Source organism: Pseudomonas cerasi (assembly GCF_900074915.1).
Classification (GTDB): Bacteria; Pseudomonadota; Gammaproteobacteria; order Pseudomonadales; family Pseudomonadaceae; genus Aquipseudomonas; species Aquipseudomonas cerasi.
This window is the reverse complement of sequence record NZ_LT222319.1, coordinates 2,968,631-2,982,241: the sequence shown is the minus strand read 5'-3', so window position 1 is coordinate 2,982,241 and position 13,611 is coordinate 2,968,631. Positions and strand designations below refer to the sequence as shown.

12 protein-coding genes and 2 pseudogenes are annotated in these 13,611 nt (G+C 60.8%); 10 read left to right on the top strand and 4 right to left on the bottom strand.

From position 1 onward, the window contains the following. Positions 1-48: 48 nt before the first annotated feature. From PCPL58_RS15775 to PCPL58_RS15730, 10 genes and pseudogenes are all read left to right on the top strand, one after another. Positions 49-999 carry a LysR family transcriptional regulator gene (locus PCPL58_RS15775; protein ID WP_054081445.1) on the top strand — a complete coding sequence of 317 codons (951 nt, stop codon included), beginning with the start codon at positions 49-51 and terminating at the stop codon, positions 997-999. A gap of 315 nt (positions 1,000-1,314) precedes the next feature. Next, a complete protein-coding gene (locus PCPL58_RS15770) occupies positions 1,315-2,775 on the top strand; it encodes an NAD(P)-binding domain-containing protein (RefSeq protein ID WP_065349862.1) in 1,461 nt (486 codons plus the stop codon). Next, the gene (locus PCPL58_RS15765; protein WP_065349861.1) at positions 2,772-3,746 is read left to right on the top strand and encodes an ABC transporter permease; all 975 of its coding nucleotides are present in this window, start codon (positions 2,772-2,774) and stop codon (positions 3,744-3,746) included. Before PCPL58_RS15770 ends, PCPL58_RS15765 begins: the two co-directional genes overlap by 4 nt. Further along, positions 3,743-4,663, top strand: coding sequence for an ABC transporter permease (locus PCPL58_RS15760; RefSeq protein WP_065349860.1), 921 nt, complete (start codon positions 3,743-3,745; stop codon positions 4,661-4,663). Before PCPL58_RS15765 ends, PCPL58_RS15760 begins: the two co-directional genes overlap by 4 nt. Continuing rightward, a pseudogene (locus PCPL58_RS15755) lies at positions 4,660-5,696 on the top strand (ABC transporter ATP-binding protein). The gene PCPL58_RS15760 and the pseudogene PCPL58_RS15755 overlap by 4 nt, the downstream one beginning before the upstream one ends. Then, complete coding sequence (locus PCPL58_RS15750) at positions 5,686-6,699, top strand: ABC transporter ATP-binding protein (RefSeq protein WP_060707739.1); 1,014 nt, start codon at positions 5,686-5,688, stop codon at positions 6,697-6,699. The pseudogene PCPL58_RS15755 and the gene PCPL58_RS15750 overlap by 11 nt, the downstream one beginning before the upstream one ends. 51 nt (positions 6,700-6,750) lie before the next feature. Further along, complete coding sequence (locus tag PCPL58_RS15745; protein ID WP_065349859.1) at positions 6,751-8,316, top strand: ABC transporter substrate-binding protein; 1,566 nt, start codon at positions 6,751-6,753, stop codon at positions 8,314-8,316. A gap of 70 nt (positions 8,317-8,386) precedes the next feature. After that, the gene (locus tag PCPL58_RS15740; protein ID WP_003369572.1) at positions 8,387-8,914 is read left to right on the top strand and encodes a CMD domain-containing protein; all 528 of its coding nucleotides are present in this window, start codon (positions 8,387-8,389) and stop codon (positions 8,912-8,914) included. After that, positions 8,914-9,501, top strand: coding sequence for a peroxidase-related enzyme (locus PCPL58_RS15735; protein ID WP_065349858.1), 588 nt, complete (start codon positions 8,914-8,916; stop codon positions 9,499-9,501). The genes PCPL58_RS15740 and PCPL58_RS15735 overlap by 1 nt, the downstream gene beginning before the upstream one ends. Before the next feature lie 120 nt (positions 9,502-9,621). Continuing rightward, the gene (locus PCPL58_RS15730) at positions 9,622-10,419 is read left to right on the top strand and encodes a phosphodiesterase (RefSeq protein ID WP_065349857.1); all 798 of its coding nucleotides are present in this window, start codon (positions 9,622-9,624) and stop codon (positions 10,417-10,419) included. Positions 10,420-10,501: 82 nt separating this feature from the next. Here PCPL58_RS15730 and PCPL58_RS15725 read toward each other — a convergent pair. The 4 genes and pseudogenes from PCPL58_RS15725 to PCPL58_RS15710 form a co-directional block, all read right to left on the bottom strand. After that, positions 10,502-10,717: pseudogene (locus tag PCPL58_RS15725) on the bottom strand (LysR substrate-binding domain-containing protein); the annotation flags it as partial. Positions 10,718-10,789: 72 nt separating this feature from the next. After that, on the bottom strand, positions 10,790-11,434 hold the full coding sequence (gene dhaL / locus PCPL58_RS15720; RefSeq protein WP_003369578.1) for a dihydroxyacetone kinase subunit DhaL: 645 nt from the start codon (positions 11,432-11,434) through the stop codon (positions 10,790-10,792). A 3-nt stretch (positions 11,435-11,437) separates the two neighbouring features. Next, positions 11,438-12,439: a dihydroxyacetone kinase subunit DhaK gene (locus PCPL58_RS15715; protein WP_010202455.1), complete on the bottom strand. Its 1,002-nt coding sequence runs from the start codon at positions 12,437-12,439 to the stop codon at positions 11,438-11,440. Between the two features lie 40 nt (positions 12,440-12,479). Further along, a complete protein-coding gene (locus PCPL58_RS15710; RefSeq protein WP_065349855.1) occupies positions 12,480-13,595 on the bottom strand; it encodes an MDR/zinc-dependent alcohol dehydrogenase-like family protein in 1,116 nt (371 codons plus the stop codon). Between the last annotated feature and the right edge of the window lie 16 nt (positions 13,596-13,611).

Genomic DNA, 13,611 nt, shown 5'->3' with positions numbered 1-13,611 from the left:
CACAGCGTCGTGCTTCCTCATCGGCGGTGTATCGATCAAGGCATGCTTATGGATTTGCGTCAGCTCGAAGCCTTCGCGGCAGTCATGTCGGCAGGCAGTGTCACGGCGGCAGGGAAAATGCTCGGCCGATCTCAGCCCTCGGTCACCCGGGCCATTCAGGAGCTCGAGCAGGAACTGGGCTTTGCGTTGTTCGAGCGCAGCGGGCCAAAGGTCACGCCTACCCACAAGGCATTCATGATGTATGGCGAAGTGGAGAGTGCGCTGCTGGGGGTGCGCAACATCCGCCAGCGCGCGCAGCACATTGCCCAGGAGGAGAACCATCAGATCAAGCTGGTGGCGATCTCGGCCCTGGCGGCTGGCCTGCTGCCTGCTGCATTGTCGCGCCTGCCAGCGCACCTGCGTCCGCAACAGATTCAGCTGCAGAGCATGTCTCCGGAGAACGTGGTTCAGGCTGTCCTGTCGAAAACCATGGACCTGGGCGCGGTCAGCCTGCCGCTTGAGCATCGTGGTCTGGAAATCCACTGGATCGGCGAGGCGCCTTGTGTGGCGGTATTGCCAGCCGATTCGGCGCTGGCCGCTCATGAGGTGCTGTCGATGGACCTGCTGCGTCAGCAAACGCTGATCACCATGGCCAACCCGTATCGCTTTCGTCGACGCATCGACAAGGCGTTTCAGGAGGCGGGTGGTCAGCCGCCGCGCATGCTGGACACCAATACGTCGCTGATTGCCATGCAGATGGCCAGGGTCGGGCTGGGCGTTGCACTGGTCGATCCGTTCACAGCGCTGGGGGTGCCGGTACAAGGCCTGGTCGTCAGACCGATCGCCTGCAACATTCCGTTTTTCTTCGGGCTGATTTCAGCCTTCGCCAGCCCGTTGTCGGATGTGGCGAGCGCGCTGATCGATGAAATTGCCGACAGCGCAAAAATCCTGCTGCCGGAAATGATCATGCACGAAGCCAGCGCGCACGATGCCCTGTTACAGAGCATTTATGCCGAGTGAGCGGGCCATGCAGACGGCATTAAAGCCCGGTTGCTAATAACGCCTGTCGTCGCACAAGACTGAAAGCCGGACGCAGCGCGTCCATGAATAGCCTCCGTAACGCCTTGTTTCTCGGCACGCAAAGCTCGCTCAAATTCCATTTAGGAATATAAATATGTTTTTTTGCGCGTTGCGAGAATAAAAATCGGCTTTTACTATTCGAATTAAGCATTCAAAGGCTTTAAGAATTCATTTAAAACAATATTGGAATGATTCTTGAAGTGCTTTGAATCAAGCTCGGGCTTGTAGCCCGATCATTTTTTCGAGTACCGATCAATGTCCGATGTGAACGCACCCACTGGCCTGGCCGCTCTGGAAGCTCGCTTGCAGCAGGATCTGGCCTGGCTGGATCTGCCCGCCAAGCCATGGGTCAAGCCCAGGATCAGCGCAGGGCAGGCCGTGCTCGACGTAGCGATCATCGGCGGAGGCATGGCCGGTCTTGCGCTGTCCGCAGAGCTGCGCAACCTCGGCGTAGCGGCGGTCATTTTCGATCAGTCACCAGCAGGTTTCGAAGGCCCCTGGGCCACCACCGCGCGGATGGAGACCCTGCGCTCGCCAAAGCAGTTGACCGGGCCGGCGCTGGGCTTGCCAGCGCTGACATTTCGCGCCTGGTACGAAGCGCAATTCGGCGTCGACGGCTGGGCGTTGCTGGACAAGATTCCACGTCTGCAATGGGCCGAGTACCTGCGCTGGTATCGCAAGGTGCTGGCCCTGGACGTACGCAATGAGCACCGCATAAGCCGGGTAGCGCCCAGAACGGACGGTCTGATTGAGCTGGATGTCGTCACGCCGGTGCAGACGCAATTCCTGCTGGCCCGCCATGTGGTGCTCGCCACGGGTCGGGACGGTCTGGGCGGTCCTTGGGTGCCGGATTTTGCCCGGCAGTTGCCGCAGCACTTGTGGACACACTCGGCGGCGGGTTTGCAGGACAGCTGGTTCGCCGGCAGACGCATTGCGGTCATCGGCGGTGGCGCCTCGGCGATGGACAGCGCTGCAACGGCGCTGGAGGCTGGCGCAACGCGGGTCGATCTGCTGATCCGGCGTGCCGAACTGCCGCGCATCAACAAAGGCAAGGGTGTCGGCAATCCCGGTATGGTCCATGGCTACTGGCGCCTGCCCGACGTCTGGAAATGGCGCATTCGCCACTACCTCAATACCCAGCAGGTCCCACCGCCGCGCGGCAGTACCCTCAGAGTGTCCGCTTCCGGCAAGGCGCGGTTCATGCTCGACAGTCCGGTGCTTTCCGTCGAGGAGAGCGCTGCTGGAGGCGTCTGGCTGAATACGCCGAAGGCCCGTATCGAAGCAGATTTCGTGGTATTTGCCACCGGGTTTCGCACCGACTTCCGGCAGCGCCCGGAATTTGCTCCATTCTCTGCGCAGATCCGCGTCTGGCAGGATCGCTTCCAGGCACCGAGCGGCGAAACCGATGCCGAACTGGCTGCGCTGCCGGATCTGGGCAACTGCTTCGAATTTCAGGAGAAGACCCCAGGCGCCTGCCCGGGGCTGAACCACATTCACTGCTTCAGTTATCCGGCAGCATTGAGCTACGGCGCGGTGTCCGGGGACATTCCTGCTATCAGCGAGGGCTCCAAACGTCTGGCCCATGCCCTGGTCGGGCAGTTGTTCAACGAGGACATCGCCCTGCATTTCGACACCATGCTCGATTACGCCGAGCCAGAGCTGCTGGGCGATGAGTGGGTCGCCAGCCAGCCAGGCGCTGCAGAGCTGCGCCAATGATCAGCTGGGCGCTGCGTCGGCTGACTCAATCATTGCTGGTCATCCTGTTGATGACGCTGGTGGTGTTCGTCGGCCTCAATGCCATCGGCAACCCGATGGACATTCTGGTGGGTGAAGACCTCAATCAGGCCGAGCGTCTGCAGGCCATCGCGCATTTGGGGCTGGACCAGCCGCTGTGGCAGCAGTACCTGATTTTTCTCAAGGGTGCGGTTCACGGCAATCTGGGGCAAAGCTTCGTGTATCACGAGGACGCCATGCGCCTGATTCTGCAGCGTTTGCCTGCAACCTTCGAACTGGCGTTCAGTGCCTTGTTTCTGGCAGTGGTCATCGGTGTGCCGCTGGGAATGTTTGCCGGCATGTACCCCGAGCATCCGCTGTCCCGGCTGATGATGGCCGCCAGCATTGTCGGCTTCTCGCTACCAGCTTTCTGGGTCGCATTGATGATGATCATGCTCTTCTCCATCACCTTGGGCTGGCTACCGGCCAGCGGTCGGGGCGAGACCCGTGAGTGGCTGGGCGTGCAATGGTCATGGCTGACGCTGGACGGCTTGCAGCACCTGCTGTTGCCAGCGCTGAACCTGGCGTTGTTCAAGATTTCCCTGGTGCTGCGCCTGACCCGAGCCGGTGTGCGCGAAGTGTTGCCCCAGGAATTCGTCAAATTCGCCCGCGCCAAGGGCCTGTCACCGATGCGCGTGATGTGCATGCACGTCATGCGCAACACCATGATTCCGGTGGTGACGGTGCTGGCCATGGAACTGGGCTCGACCATCGCCTATGCCGTGGTGACTGAAAGCATTTTCGCCTGGCCGGGTGCCGGCAAGCTGATTCTCGACAGCATCAACATGCTTGACCGCCCGGTGGTGGTCGCTTACCTGATGGTGGTCGTGGTGATTTTCGTGGTGCTCAACCTGATCGTCGACGGCTTGTATTACTTGCTGGACCCACGTGTACGCATCGAGGCCTCCCGATGAATGTCATTGAAAAAGCCCCGATCGGCAGCACGCTGTTGCAGGCCCAGTCACCCTGGCGACGAGTGCTGACCGAGTTCTTCAGCTCGCCCACGGCGGTGACGGGCCTGGTGGTGCTGCTGATCATTGTGCTGGTTGCAGCCCTGGCTCCGTGGATTGTGGTGCAGAACCCCTACGACCTGATGCAGCTTAACGTCATGGACGCGCGCATGCCGCCTGGCAGCCTCAATGGGGACAGCGGTTACACTTATTGGCTGGGTACCGACGGGCAGGGCCGCGATCTGGTCTCGGCGATTATCTATGGCCTGCGCATCAGCCTGTGGGTCGGCATTGGCTCGGCGTTGATTGCGGCAGTGATCGGTACGCTGCTCGGGCTGGTGTCTGCATATGTCGGCGGTTGGCTCGATGCTTTGCTGATGCGTCTGGTCGACCTGCTGCTGTCGTTCCCGGTGATTCTCATGGCGCTGATGATTCTTGCCTGGCTGGGCAAGGGCGTCGGCAACGTGATGCTGACTCTGATAATGCTTGAATGGGCCTATTACGCGCGCACCGCACGCGGTCAGGCGCTGACCGAAAGCCGCCGTGAATACGTCGATGCGGCGCGCGGGCAGGGCGTGGGGCCGCTGCGTATTGTGGTTGGCCACATTTTGCCCAATTGCCTGCCACCGCTGATCGTGATCGGTGCCTTGCAGATCGCCCGCGCCATCACGCTCGAAGCAACCCTGTCGTTTCTCGGCCTGGGCGTACCGGTCACCGAGCCGTCTCTGGGGCTGCTGATTGCCAACGGCTTTCAATACATGCTCAGCAATGAATACTGGATCAGCCTGTTTCCGGGCCTGGCGCTGTTGATCACTATCGTTGCGATCAATCTGGTCGGTGACCGTTTGCGCGATGTCCTGAACCCGAGGTTACAGCGATGAGCGTGTCTGAAATGTCGCCTGCACCTGACGCAGCCCAACAGCCGACCCTGGATGTGCGCGACCTGTGCACTTCGTTTCATACCCGCGCCGGTGTGCTGCCAGCGGTGCGCAACGTTTCGCTGCGGGTACAGCCGGGACGCATTCTGGGCCTGGTGGGTGAGTCCGGTTCGGGCAAGTCGGTCACCGGCTTTTCGATCCTCGGTCTTGTCGATGAACCTGGGCGCATCAGCGGCGGCCAGGTGCTGTTCAAGGGGCGCGATCTGACCAGACTGTCTGCCTCGCAACTGCGTGACATTCAGGGCAACCGGGTAGCGATGATCTTTCAGGACCCGATGATGACCCTCAATCCGGTGCTGCGGGTCGACACGCAAATGATCGAGGCCGTACGTGCGCACAGCCCGCTGAGCAAGCGCGAGGCCCGCGAACATGCCAGCCGCACGCTGGCGCTGATGGGCATCGCCAGCCCGGAAGAACGTCTGCGCGCCTATCCGCATCAGTTGTCTGGCGGTATGCGCCAGCGGGTGGCGATTGCCATCGCGCTGCTGCATGCACCGGACCTGATCATTGCCGATGAGCCGACCACGGCGCTGGATGTGACCATTCAGGCGCAGATTCTCAGTGAAGTGCAGAAGCTGGTGCGCGAGCAGGGCACCTCGCTGATCTGGATCACCCATGATCTTTCCGTGATCGCGGGGCTGGCTGACGATGTGGCGGTGATGTACGCCGGACGCATCGTCGAGCAGGGTTCGGTCGCCGATGTACTGGATCGCCCGCAACACCCCTACACACAAGGGCTGATCGACAGCCTGCCAAGTCGCAACCAGCGCGGCCAGCGCCTGCGGCAGATCCCGGGCATGGCACCCGACCTGCTGTCGATGCCGGTCGGTTGTGCTTTCGCGGCGCGTTGCCCCAGAGCCTCGCAGGTCTGTGCGCAGGAGCCTCGCAGGTCTGTGCGCAGGAGCCTCAACCCCACGAGGCACGACCGGGCCAGATGGTTCGCTGTTTTCACCCAGGAGCGGCCGATGCCCAGTGATCAGATTCCCCTCATCGAGCTGCATCAGGTCAGCAAGACCTTCGGCAAAGCCGTGGATAAGCGCTCCCTTCAGGGGCTCCTGCAACGGCTGCACCTTACCCGTGCAAAACCGCTGACCCATGCGGTGGATCGTGTCGATCTGCGCATCATGCGCGGTGAAGTGGTCGGGCTGGTGGGCGAGTCAGGCTGTGGCAAATCGACCCTGGGTCGCATGGTTGCCGGGCTGCTGCCGGTCTCTTCAGGCACCACGTCGGTGGACGGCAGGCCGCTGGACAGCCTGACCACACGTGAGCGCAAGGCGCTGCGCCTGAAAGTGCAGATGATTTTTCAGGACCCGTCGTCGAGCCTCAACCCGCGTCTGCGGGTCGACCGGATCGTCGGCGAAGGTGCGCTGTTGCACGGCCTGACCGACCGCAAGGGCGCAGATGATTACGTCAGTGCGCAATTGCAGCGTGCCGGGCTCAGCCCGCAATTGCGTCAGCGCTATCCGCATCAGTTCAGCGGTGGCCAGCGTCAGCGCATCGGGATTGCCCGTGCGCTGGCGGTGCAACCGGAACTGCTGGTGTGCGACGAGTCGGTGGCAGCGCTGGACGTGTCGATTCAGGCGCAGATCCTCAATCTGTTCATGGACCTGCGTGACGAACTGGGCCTGACCTATCTGTTTATCAGTCATGACCTGGGCGTCGTCGAGCACCTCTGCGACCGCGTCATCGTGATGTACCTGGGTCGTGTGGTCGAGACAGCATCGGTCGATGACCTGTTCGCGCGGGCCAATCACCCGTACACCCAGGCTTTGCTGGCGCAGATCCCGCGCTTCGATATTCGCAGTACCCGTTATGACGCGATCCAAGGGGAAATCCCCAGCCCGCTTAACCCGCCTGCCGGGTGTCATTTCCACCCTCGCTGCCCGCACGCCATGGCGCGCTGTCGCGAGGAAGTTCCAGCGCTGCGGGAGGTTTCGCCGAATCACCAGAGCGCCTGTCACCTGAATGACCAACGCTGAACGGGCACCTCAAACCCGTCACCTTCTGCCATTGCGTACAAGGAATCACCCATGAAACCACTCGTTCGTTCGTTGTTAGCGTCGGCCCTGCTGCTGGCCGCCGGCAGTGTCACGGCACAGGACTTGCGCATCGGCTATGCCGACCCGGTCTCGTCCCTCGATCCACAGCTCAATAACTATGCCGGAGACCGTTCGGTAGCGTTGCATGCCTTCGAATCGCTGGTCAGCCGCCGTGATGACAAGACCCTGCCAGGCTTGGCCAAGAGCTGGAAGGTCGTGGACGACACCACCTGGGAGTTCGCCCTGCGTGATGACGTCAAATGGCAGGATGGCACGCCGCTGACCGCCGATGATCTGGTCTTCTCCTTCGAGCGCGCGCGAAACGTACCCGGCAGCGTGGCCTCTTACGCAGGGGCCATGCGTACCGTGGAATCGGTCAAGGCCAAGGACGATCACACACTGATCATCAAGACCCGTTCGCCCAACGCCAATCTGCTGCCGGACGTCGATTCGATCTATATCGTCAGTCGCCACGCCGGTGCGGCAGCCAGCAGCGCCGATTACAACTCGGGCAAGGCGATGATTGGCACCGGACCTTACCGGTTTGTCTCGTTCGTGCCGGGTGATCGCACGATATTCGCTCGCAATGACAGTTACTGGGGTGGCAAACCGACCTGGGACAAGGTTGATTTCCGTTTCATCGCCAACGCCGCCAACCGTACTGCAGCCTTGCTGGCGGGCGATGTCGACGTGATCGACAAGGTATCGCCTACTGATGTGGAGCGCCTGCGCAAAACGCCGAACGTCAATGTCTTCGCCTATCAGGGGCTGCGTGCGCTGATCATTCAGCCGAGTTTCCGCGCCGGCCCGAACGAGTTCATTCGCGACAACGCGGGCAAGCCGCTGGCCGAAAACCCGCTGCTGGATGTGCGGGTGCGCAAGGCGCTGTCCCTGGCCATCAACCGCCCGGCCATCAACGAACGCATCATGCAGGGCACCGTTACCGAAGCCAATCAATGGATGCCGGCCAATACGTTCGGTTACAACCCGCAGATCAAGAACATTCCCTATGACGTCAAACAGGCCAAGGATCTGTTGGCGCAGGCAGGCTTTCCCGAAGGCTTTCAAATGACCGTTCACGTACCGGGCGACCGTTACCCGCAAGCGCCGGAAGTCATGCAGGCAGTGGCGCAGTTCTGGACGCGGATCGGCGTCAAGGTCCAGCTGGAGGTATTGCCGTGGGCGGTGTACGCGGGCAAGGCCAACAAGAATGAACTGGCGATCAGCGTGATTGCCTGGGGCAATGGCACCGGCGAGGCGGCGTATGCCCTGACCAATATTCTGACCACGGTCGACAGCAGCAAAGGGCAGGGCGCTTCCAACTGGGGGCATTACAGCAATCCGCTGGTGGACAAGGCCCTGGCTGATTCGACCGCTGAGTTCGACGAGGCCAAGCGCCGCAAGATTCTCCAGGACTCGGTGCAGATTGTCAGTGACGACGTCGGCATCATCCCGCTGTTCCATTACCAGAACATCTGGGCAGCGCGCAAAGGCCTCAAGGTCGAGCCGCTGGTCAGCGACCGCACTGCAGCGACCATGGTCACCGAGCAGCCTTGATTCTCTTTCATGAACGCGCCGCTTTTGCCAGCGGCTGCGCGAATGCAACCACAGCATTGCAGGACCTGTCATGACATCGACCACTGAACATTCAACGACTCCGGACACCCTCGATAGCCTGTTGGGCATTGCACCCGGCAGTCCGCTGCACGCGGTTCGTCATGCGCGGGACAAGGTGGCCCTGGCAACCCAGGGCAGTCAGGACTTGTTTTTCGACCCGGCACTGGCACACAACCTGTCACTGAGCGAACGCCTTTGGGTGGCGTATTACGCAACGCTGCTGAGCGCGCAGCCGACTCTGAGCGGGTATTACCTGTCGCAGTTGCAGACGGCAGGCGCCGAGGCAAATGTGCTGGCCGATGTGGACGCCAGCCGAATCGATCTGCTGGAAGACCCACGTCTGGCGGCGATCCTGCGCTTCACGCGGACCTTGATCGAGTCTCCGGTACACGGCGATCAAAGCGCGCTGCAGGCGCTGCAACATCAGGGCCTGAGCACCGCTGAAATCGTAGTGCTGGCACAACTGATCGCATTCCTGTCCTATCAAGTGCGTCTGGCCGCAGGGCTGGATGCGTTAAAGTCTGCCGGAGCAGCCTGATGAGCGAACTGATTGAAATTGAAGGTTTCACCAATCAGGTACTAGGCTGGAAAGCCTGGCTGCCAACCGTGGACCTGAACAGCGCGACCGCTGGGCAGGTTGCGGTGCTTGAAGAAAGCCACCCGCAGGCCAAGACCTCGGATTACTATCTGACCTTGGCACATCACCCTGACATCCTTCGTCAGCGCTCACAGGCGTTCAACGCGATCATGTATGCACCGGGTGGCCTGTCGCGCGCCGAGCGGGAGCTGGCGAGCACTGTCGTGTCGCGGATCAACCGCTGCGTGTACTGCGCGTCAGTGCACGCGCAACGCTTCGAACAACTGGCCAAGCGCAATGATGTTATCGCCCAGGTATTTGCCGACCCCCATACGGCAGGTACGACCGCGCGTGAAAAAGCCATCGTGCAGTTCGCCATCGACCTGACACTCGAACCGGCCTCGCTCAACGCCGGGCATATCCAGGCGCTGTACGAGCATGGGCTGGACGATACACAGGTGCTGGACCTGATTCACGCCATCTCGATATTCGCGTGGGCGAACCGGCTGATGCTCAATCTGGGAGAACCAGTGTTTCCAGAGGTTTAAAGACTGCGGTGTTCTCAATCGCTGCCGCGCTTCAGTAATGGCCGGGGCAAAGTCTGGCCCGGTCGTTGCTGGTTCGCTGTACTAGTGGATAAGCGACCTGGTCACGATTGAGGTAATGGAATGCTGATAGCGCACATTTCTGACACGCATGTACGACCCAGAGGGCTACTCTATCAAGGCGTTGTCGATTCGAATGCAATGCTGGCGGCTGCCGTCGAAACGATAAACGCCCTGGATCCGGCGCCTGATCTGATCCTGTTCAGCGGTGATCTGGTGGACGAGGGGCGACCCGAGGAGTACGCAATGGCCCGAGAGCTCCTGCAGCCGCTGCGCCAGAGGCTTTTGATGATACCGGGCAACCATGATCATCGGCAGAACCTGCGTAGTGCCTTCCCGGAGCACGATTACTTCATCAATGAGGAAAACTGCAGCTTCGTCGACTCGGGTTCCGCGCCGATGCGCATCATCGGGCTGGATATCAGCGTGCCCGACCAGCACCACGGCGACATGACCGATACCGCCACCCAATGGCTGGATCGTACACTGGCGCTGGAGCCTGACAAACCGACGTTGATCATGATGCATCAGCCGCCGTTTTCAAGTGGCATTCACTGCATCGACGCCTATCGCTGTGAAAGGGGCGAGCGGCTGGCCGAGGTGGTCTCCAGATACCCGGCTGTCGAGCGAATCGTCTGCGGTCATATTCATCGTTTCATGCAGCTGCGCTTTGGCGGCACGCTGATGTGCACGGCCCCGAGCACGACGACGGCCATTGCCTTGCAACTGCGCCCGGATGCTGCCGACGCTTCCTATGTCGAGCCTCCCGCGCTGTTGCTGCACCACTGGAAGGCCGACACCGATCTTATTACCCACTGGGTGCCGATAGGTCGATTTGAAGGACCGTTCGCCTTCGCCTGAGCCGCCGCATCAGCCTGCCAGCCAAGCGCCGTCAGGTCATTTGGTCGTTAATGAGATTTAACAGAATGACGGCCGCAATCAATCACCGGTAGCGCAATGCCTCCAGCAAAAGGGCAAACGCGGGTGATGCCTGGCGTCTGCTCGGGTAGTAGAGGTGGAAGCCGGCAAAGGTCGGTGACCAGTCTTCCAGCACCTGAATCAGGCGTCCGGCTTCGATATGCTGGGCGACAAGGTCATGCGGGATGTAACTCAGGCCGAAGCCATCGAGTGCAGCATCCAGCAATGGATAGACCCCGTTTTATCAGCATAAGCTCATGAACCTGCTTCATGAATGAAGGTGCCTATTTACACTGGACTGTCATATAGCCGCTCATACCAGCCTCGGCTGCACTGAATCCGCCAGTTGCGTCAGTATCAGGCAGCACGACACCGCGCCTGCATCCAGCACGCCGAGCGAGCGTTCGCCGAGGCGACTCGCCCGGCCTATCTTCGCGATCAGATCGCGGGTGGAATCGCGCCCTTGTGATGCTGCGCTTTTCATTGCATCGAGCGCTGCACTGAATGATTCACCCCGGGCGTGGGCCTGCTCAAAGGCTTCGACGGCCGGAATCAGTGTATCCATCAGGCATTTATCGCCGACGCCGGCTTCGGTGATGTCCTGCAGTGAAGTGAGGCCGCCACGCAGCAGTTTGGCGAAGGCCGCGGCATCGATCTCCTCGCAGCCGCGTACCTGATCGGCCATGCCGATAAACAGGCTGCCATACAGCGGGCCCATGGATCCGCCGATGCCTTCCATCAGGCTCAGGGTCAGCTCATCCAGCGCCTCGGCGAGGCTCAATTGGCGGTCTTCGATGGTACGGCCGCAGTGGGCGAAGCCCTTGGCCATATTGATGCCATGGTCGCCGTCACCGATCGCGCCATCCACTTCGCTGAGGTATTCGCGGTTGGCGACGATCACGCTCACCAGGTCGGCAACGATGGCAGTGCCATGTTGGGTAGAGAATTGCTCGCTCATGGTTCACTCCGCCTGGGTCATGCCGATGGAACGGCAAGGGTGGTCGATCAGGGTTTTCAGTTCGGCGTCCAGGCCAAGCAGCGTCAGGGTTACCCCCATCATCTCCAGCGACGTGAAGTAATTGCCCACGTAGCAACGATGGATTTTCAAGCCCCGAGCCTTGAGCAGACGCTCCACTTCGGCGTAGAACACGTAGAGTTCCATTACCGGTGTTGCTCCGAGGCCTGAAACCAGCACGACTACGCTGTCGTCCACGCTGAAATCCCGGTCGGCCAGAATCGGCGCGAGCATGCGTTCTGCCATGGCCGCCGCAGACTCGATGTCGATGACTTCGATACCCGGTTCGCCATGGTGACCGATGCCCAGCTCCATTTTGCCGTCTGGGATCTGAAAGTTGGGTTTGCCGACCGCCGCGATGGTGCAGGGCGTCAGGCCGATACCGATGGATCGGCATTGATCCACGGCCTTTTGCGCGACACGGATCACACCGTCCAGATCGTAACCGTGCGCGGCCGCAGCGCCGCCGACCTTCCACATGAAAATTTCCCCGGCCACTCCGCGTCGCTTGGCGATATCGGCTTTCGGCGCCGAGGCCACATCGTCGTTGGCCACCACGGTGCGCACTTGCAGGTCTTTGCTGGCGGCCATTTTCATCGCCAGCTTCACGTTCATATTGTCGCCCGCGTAGTTGCCGTACAGGCAGGCGATGCCTGCACCGTGATCGGCCGCGCGAAAGGCGTCGAAAAAGCTCTTGGCAGTAGGCGAGGAAAAAATCTCGCCGACCGCTACCGCATCTACCAGCCCTGGACCGACATAGCCGAGAAAGGCCGGTTCATGACCCGAGCCGCCGCCGGTAACGATACCGACGCGCCCTTGCTCCGAAGGCCGGGTTTTGCTGATGACCCGTGGATTACCGTCACTTTGCGACAGTTCGGGGTGCGCTACCAGAATGCCGCGCAGCATGTCCTCGACCACCTGGTCCGGATCGTTTATCACTCGGTTCATAACGCGATTTCCTGTGTTCTTTTTATAAGGATCGGGCGGATCAGGGTTCCAGAACCACCTTCAATGATTTATCGCCGCGCTCCATGACGGCAAACGCCTCCTTGAACTCCGCCAGGGGAAATTTGTGCGTGACGACGTCGCGCATGTCGATCTTGCGGTTGCCGATAAAATCAATGGCGCGCGGGTACATGTAGGGGCCGAGGTGAGAGCCGAGTACGTCCAGTTCCTTGCGGTCACCGATGATCGACCAGTCCACCGTGGCTTCATCGTTGAATACGCTGAACTCGACAAAGCGTCCGAGTTTGCGCAGCATCGCCAGGCCCTGATTGACGGCCTTGTGGTGTCCGGTGGCCTCTATATAGATGTCGCAGCCGTAGCCGTCGGTTATCTCGCGGATTTTCGCCTGCACGTCGACCTCGGCCGGGTTCCACACCTCATCGGCGCCCATGCGCAGGGCGAGGGCAGCGCGCTCGGGCTTCATGTCGAGAACGATGAGCTTTTTCGGGTTGCGCATGCGTACTGCGCCAATGATCCCGAGGCCCAGTGTGCCGGCACCGGCGACGACTACAATGTCGTCGAAGTCGACATCGGCCCGTTCGGCTGCGTGCAACGAGCAGGCCAGAGGTTCGATGAGAATGGCTTCGTCCGGGGCGATCGAGTCGGGCACCTTGTGAATGATGCCTTCCCTGGTAAAAATCATGTACTGGGCCATGGCACCCTGCACGTTGTTCTGAAAGCCGTAAAGGTCGTGCTTCTGGCACATCCAGTACTGTCCGTGGTTACAGAAGCGGCAGCCCCAGCACGGCACGATCTGTTCGGAGATCACCCGGTCGCCAATCTGCACGCCACGCTTTTCGGCACCAGGGCCGAGCGCCACCACGCGACAGACGAATTCATGGCCGGGAATCATCGGTGGTTTGACGTAGCGAGGCTGCTCGGCATCGCCCCAGAACGAGGGTGCGCCGCGATAGGTCTTGATGTCGCCCATGCAGATGCCACACAGCTCGACCTTGGTCAGGATTTCGTCGGGGCCGGGAGTCGGCACATCCACGGTTTCCAACCGGTAGTCTTCCGGACCGTGGCAGACCACGGCCTGCATGGTTTTCGGGATGACCGGTGAAAGTTGTTCGGCAGTGCGTTCGGTGGCGGTGGACATGACGATGAACCTCACG

Coding starts and splice junctions, on each gene's coding strand:
- PCPL58_RS15775 (WP_054081445.1), top strand. CDS start 49: ATGGATTTGCGTCAGCTCGAAGCCTTCGCGGCAGTCATGTCGGCAGGC.
- PCPL58_RS15770 (WP_065349862.1), top strand. CDS start 1,315: ATGTCCGATGTGAACGCACCCACTGGCCTGGCCGCTCTGGAAGCTCGC.
- PCPL58_RS15765 (WP_065349861.1), top strand. CDS start 2,772: ATGATCAGCTGGGCGCTGCGTCGGCTGACTCAATCATTGCTGGTCATC.
- PCPL58_RS15760 (WP_065349860.1), top strand. CDS start 3,743: ATGAATGTCATTGAAAAAGCCCCGATCGGCAGCACGCTGTTGCAGGCC.
- PCPL58_RS15750 (WP_060707739.1), top strand. CDS start 5,686: ATGCCCAGTGATCAGATTCCCCTCATCGAGCTGCATCAGGTCAGCAAG.
- PCPL58_RS15745 (WP_065349859.1), top strand. CDS start 6,751: ATGAAACCACTCGTTCGTTCGTTGTTAGCGTCGGCCCTGCTGCTGGCC.
- PCPL58_RS15740 (WP_003369572.1), top strand. CDS start 8,387: ATGACATCGACCACTGAACATTCAACGACTCCGGACACCCTCGATAGC.
- PCPL58_RS15735 (WP_065349858.1), top strand. CDS start 8,914: ATGAGCGAACTGATTGAAATTGAAGGTTTCACCAATCAGGTACTAGGC.
- PCPL58_RS15730 (WP_065349857.1), top strand. CDS start 9,622: ATGCTGATAGCGCACATTTCTGACACGCATGTACGACCCAGAGGGCTA.
- dhaL (WP_003369578.1), bottom strand. CDS start 11,434: ATGAGCGAGCAATTCTCTACCCAACATGGCACTGCCATCGTTGCCGAC.
- PCPL58_RS15715 (WP_010202455.1), bottom strand. CDS start 12,439: ATGAACCGAGTGATAAACGATCCGGACCAGGTGGTCGAGGACATGCTG.
- PCPL58_RS15710 (WP_065349855.1), bottom strand. CDS start 13,595: ATGTCCACCGCCACCGAACGCACTGCCGAACAACTTTCACCGGTCATC.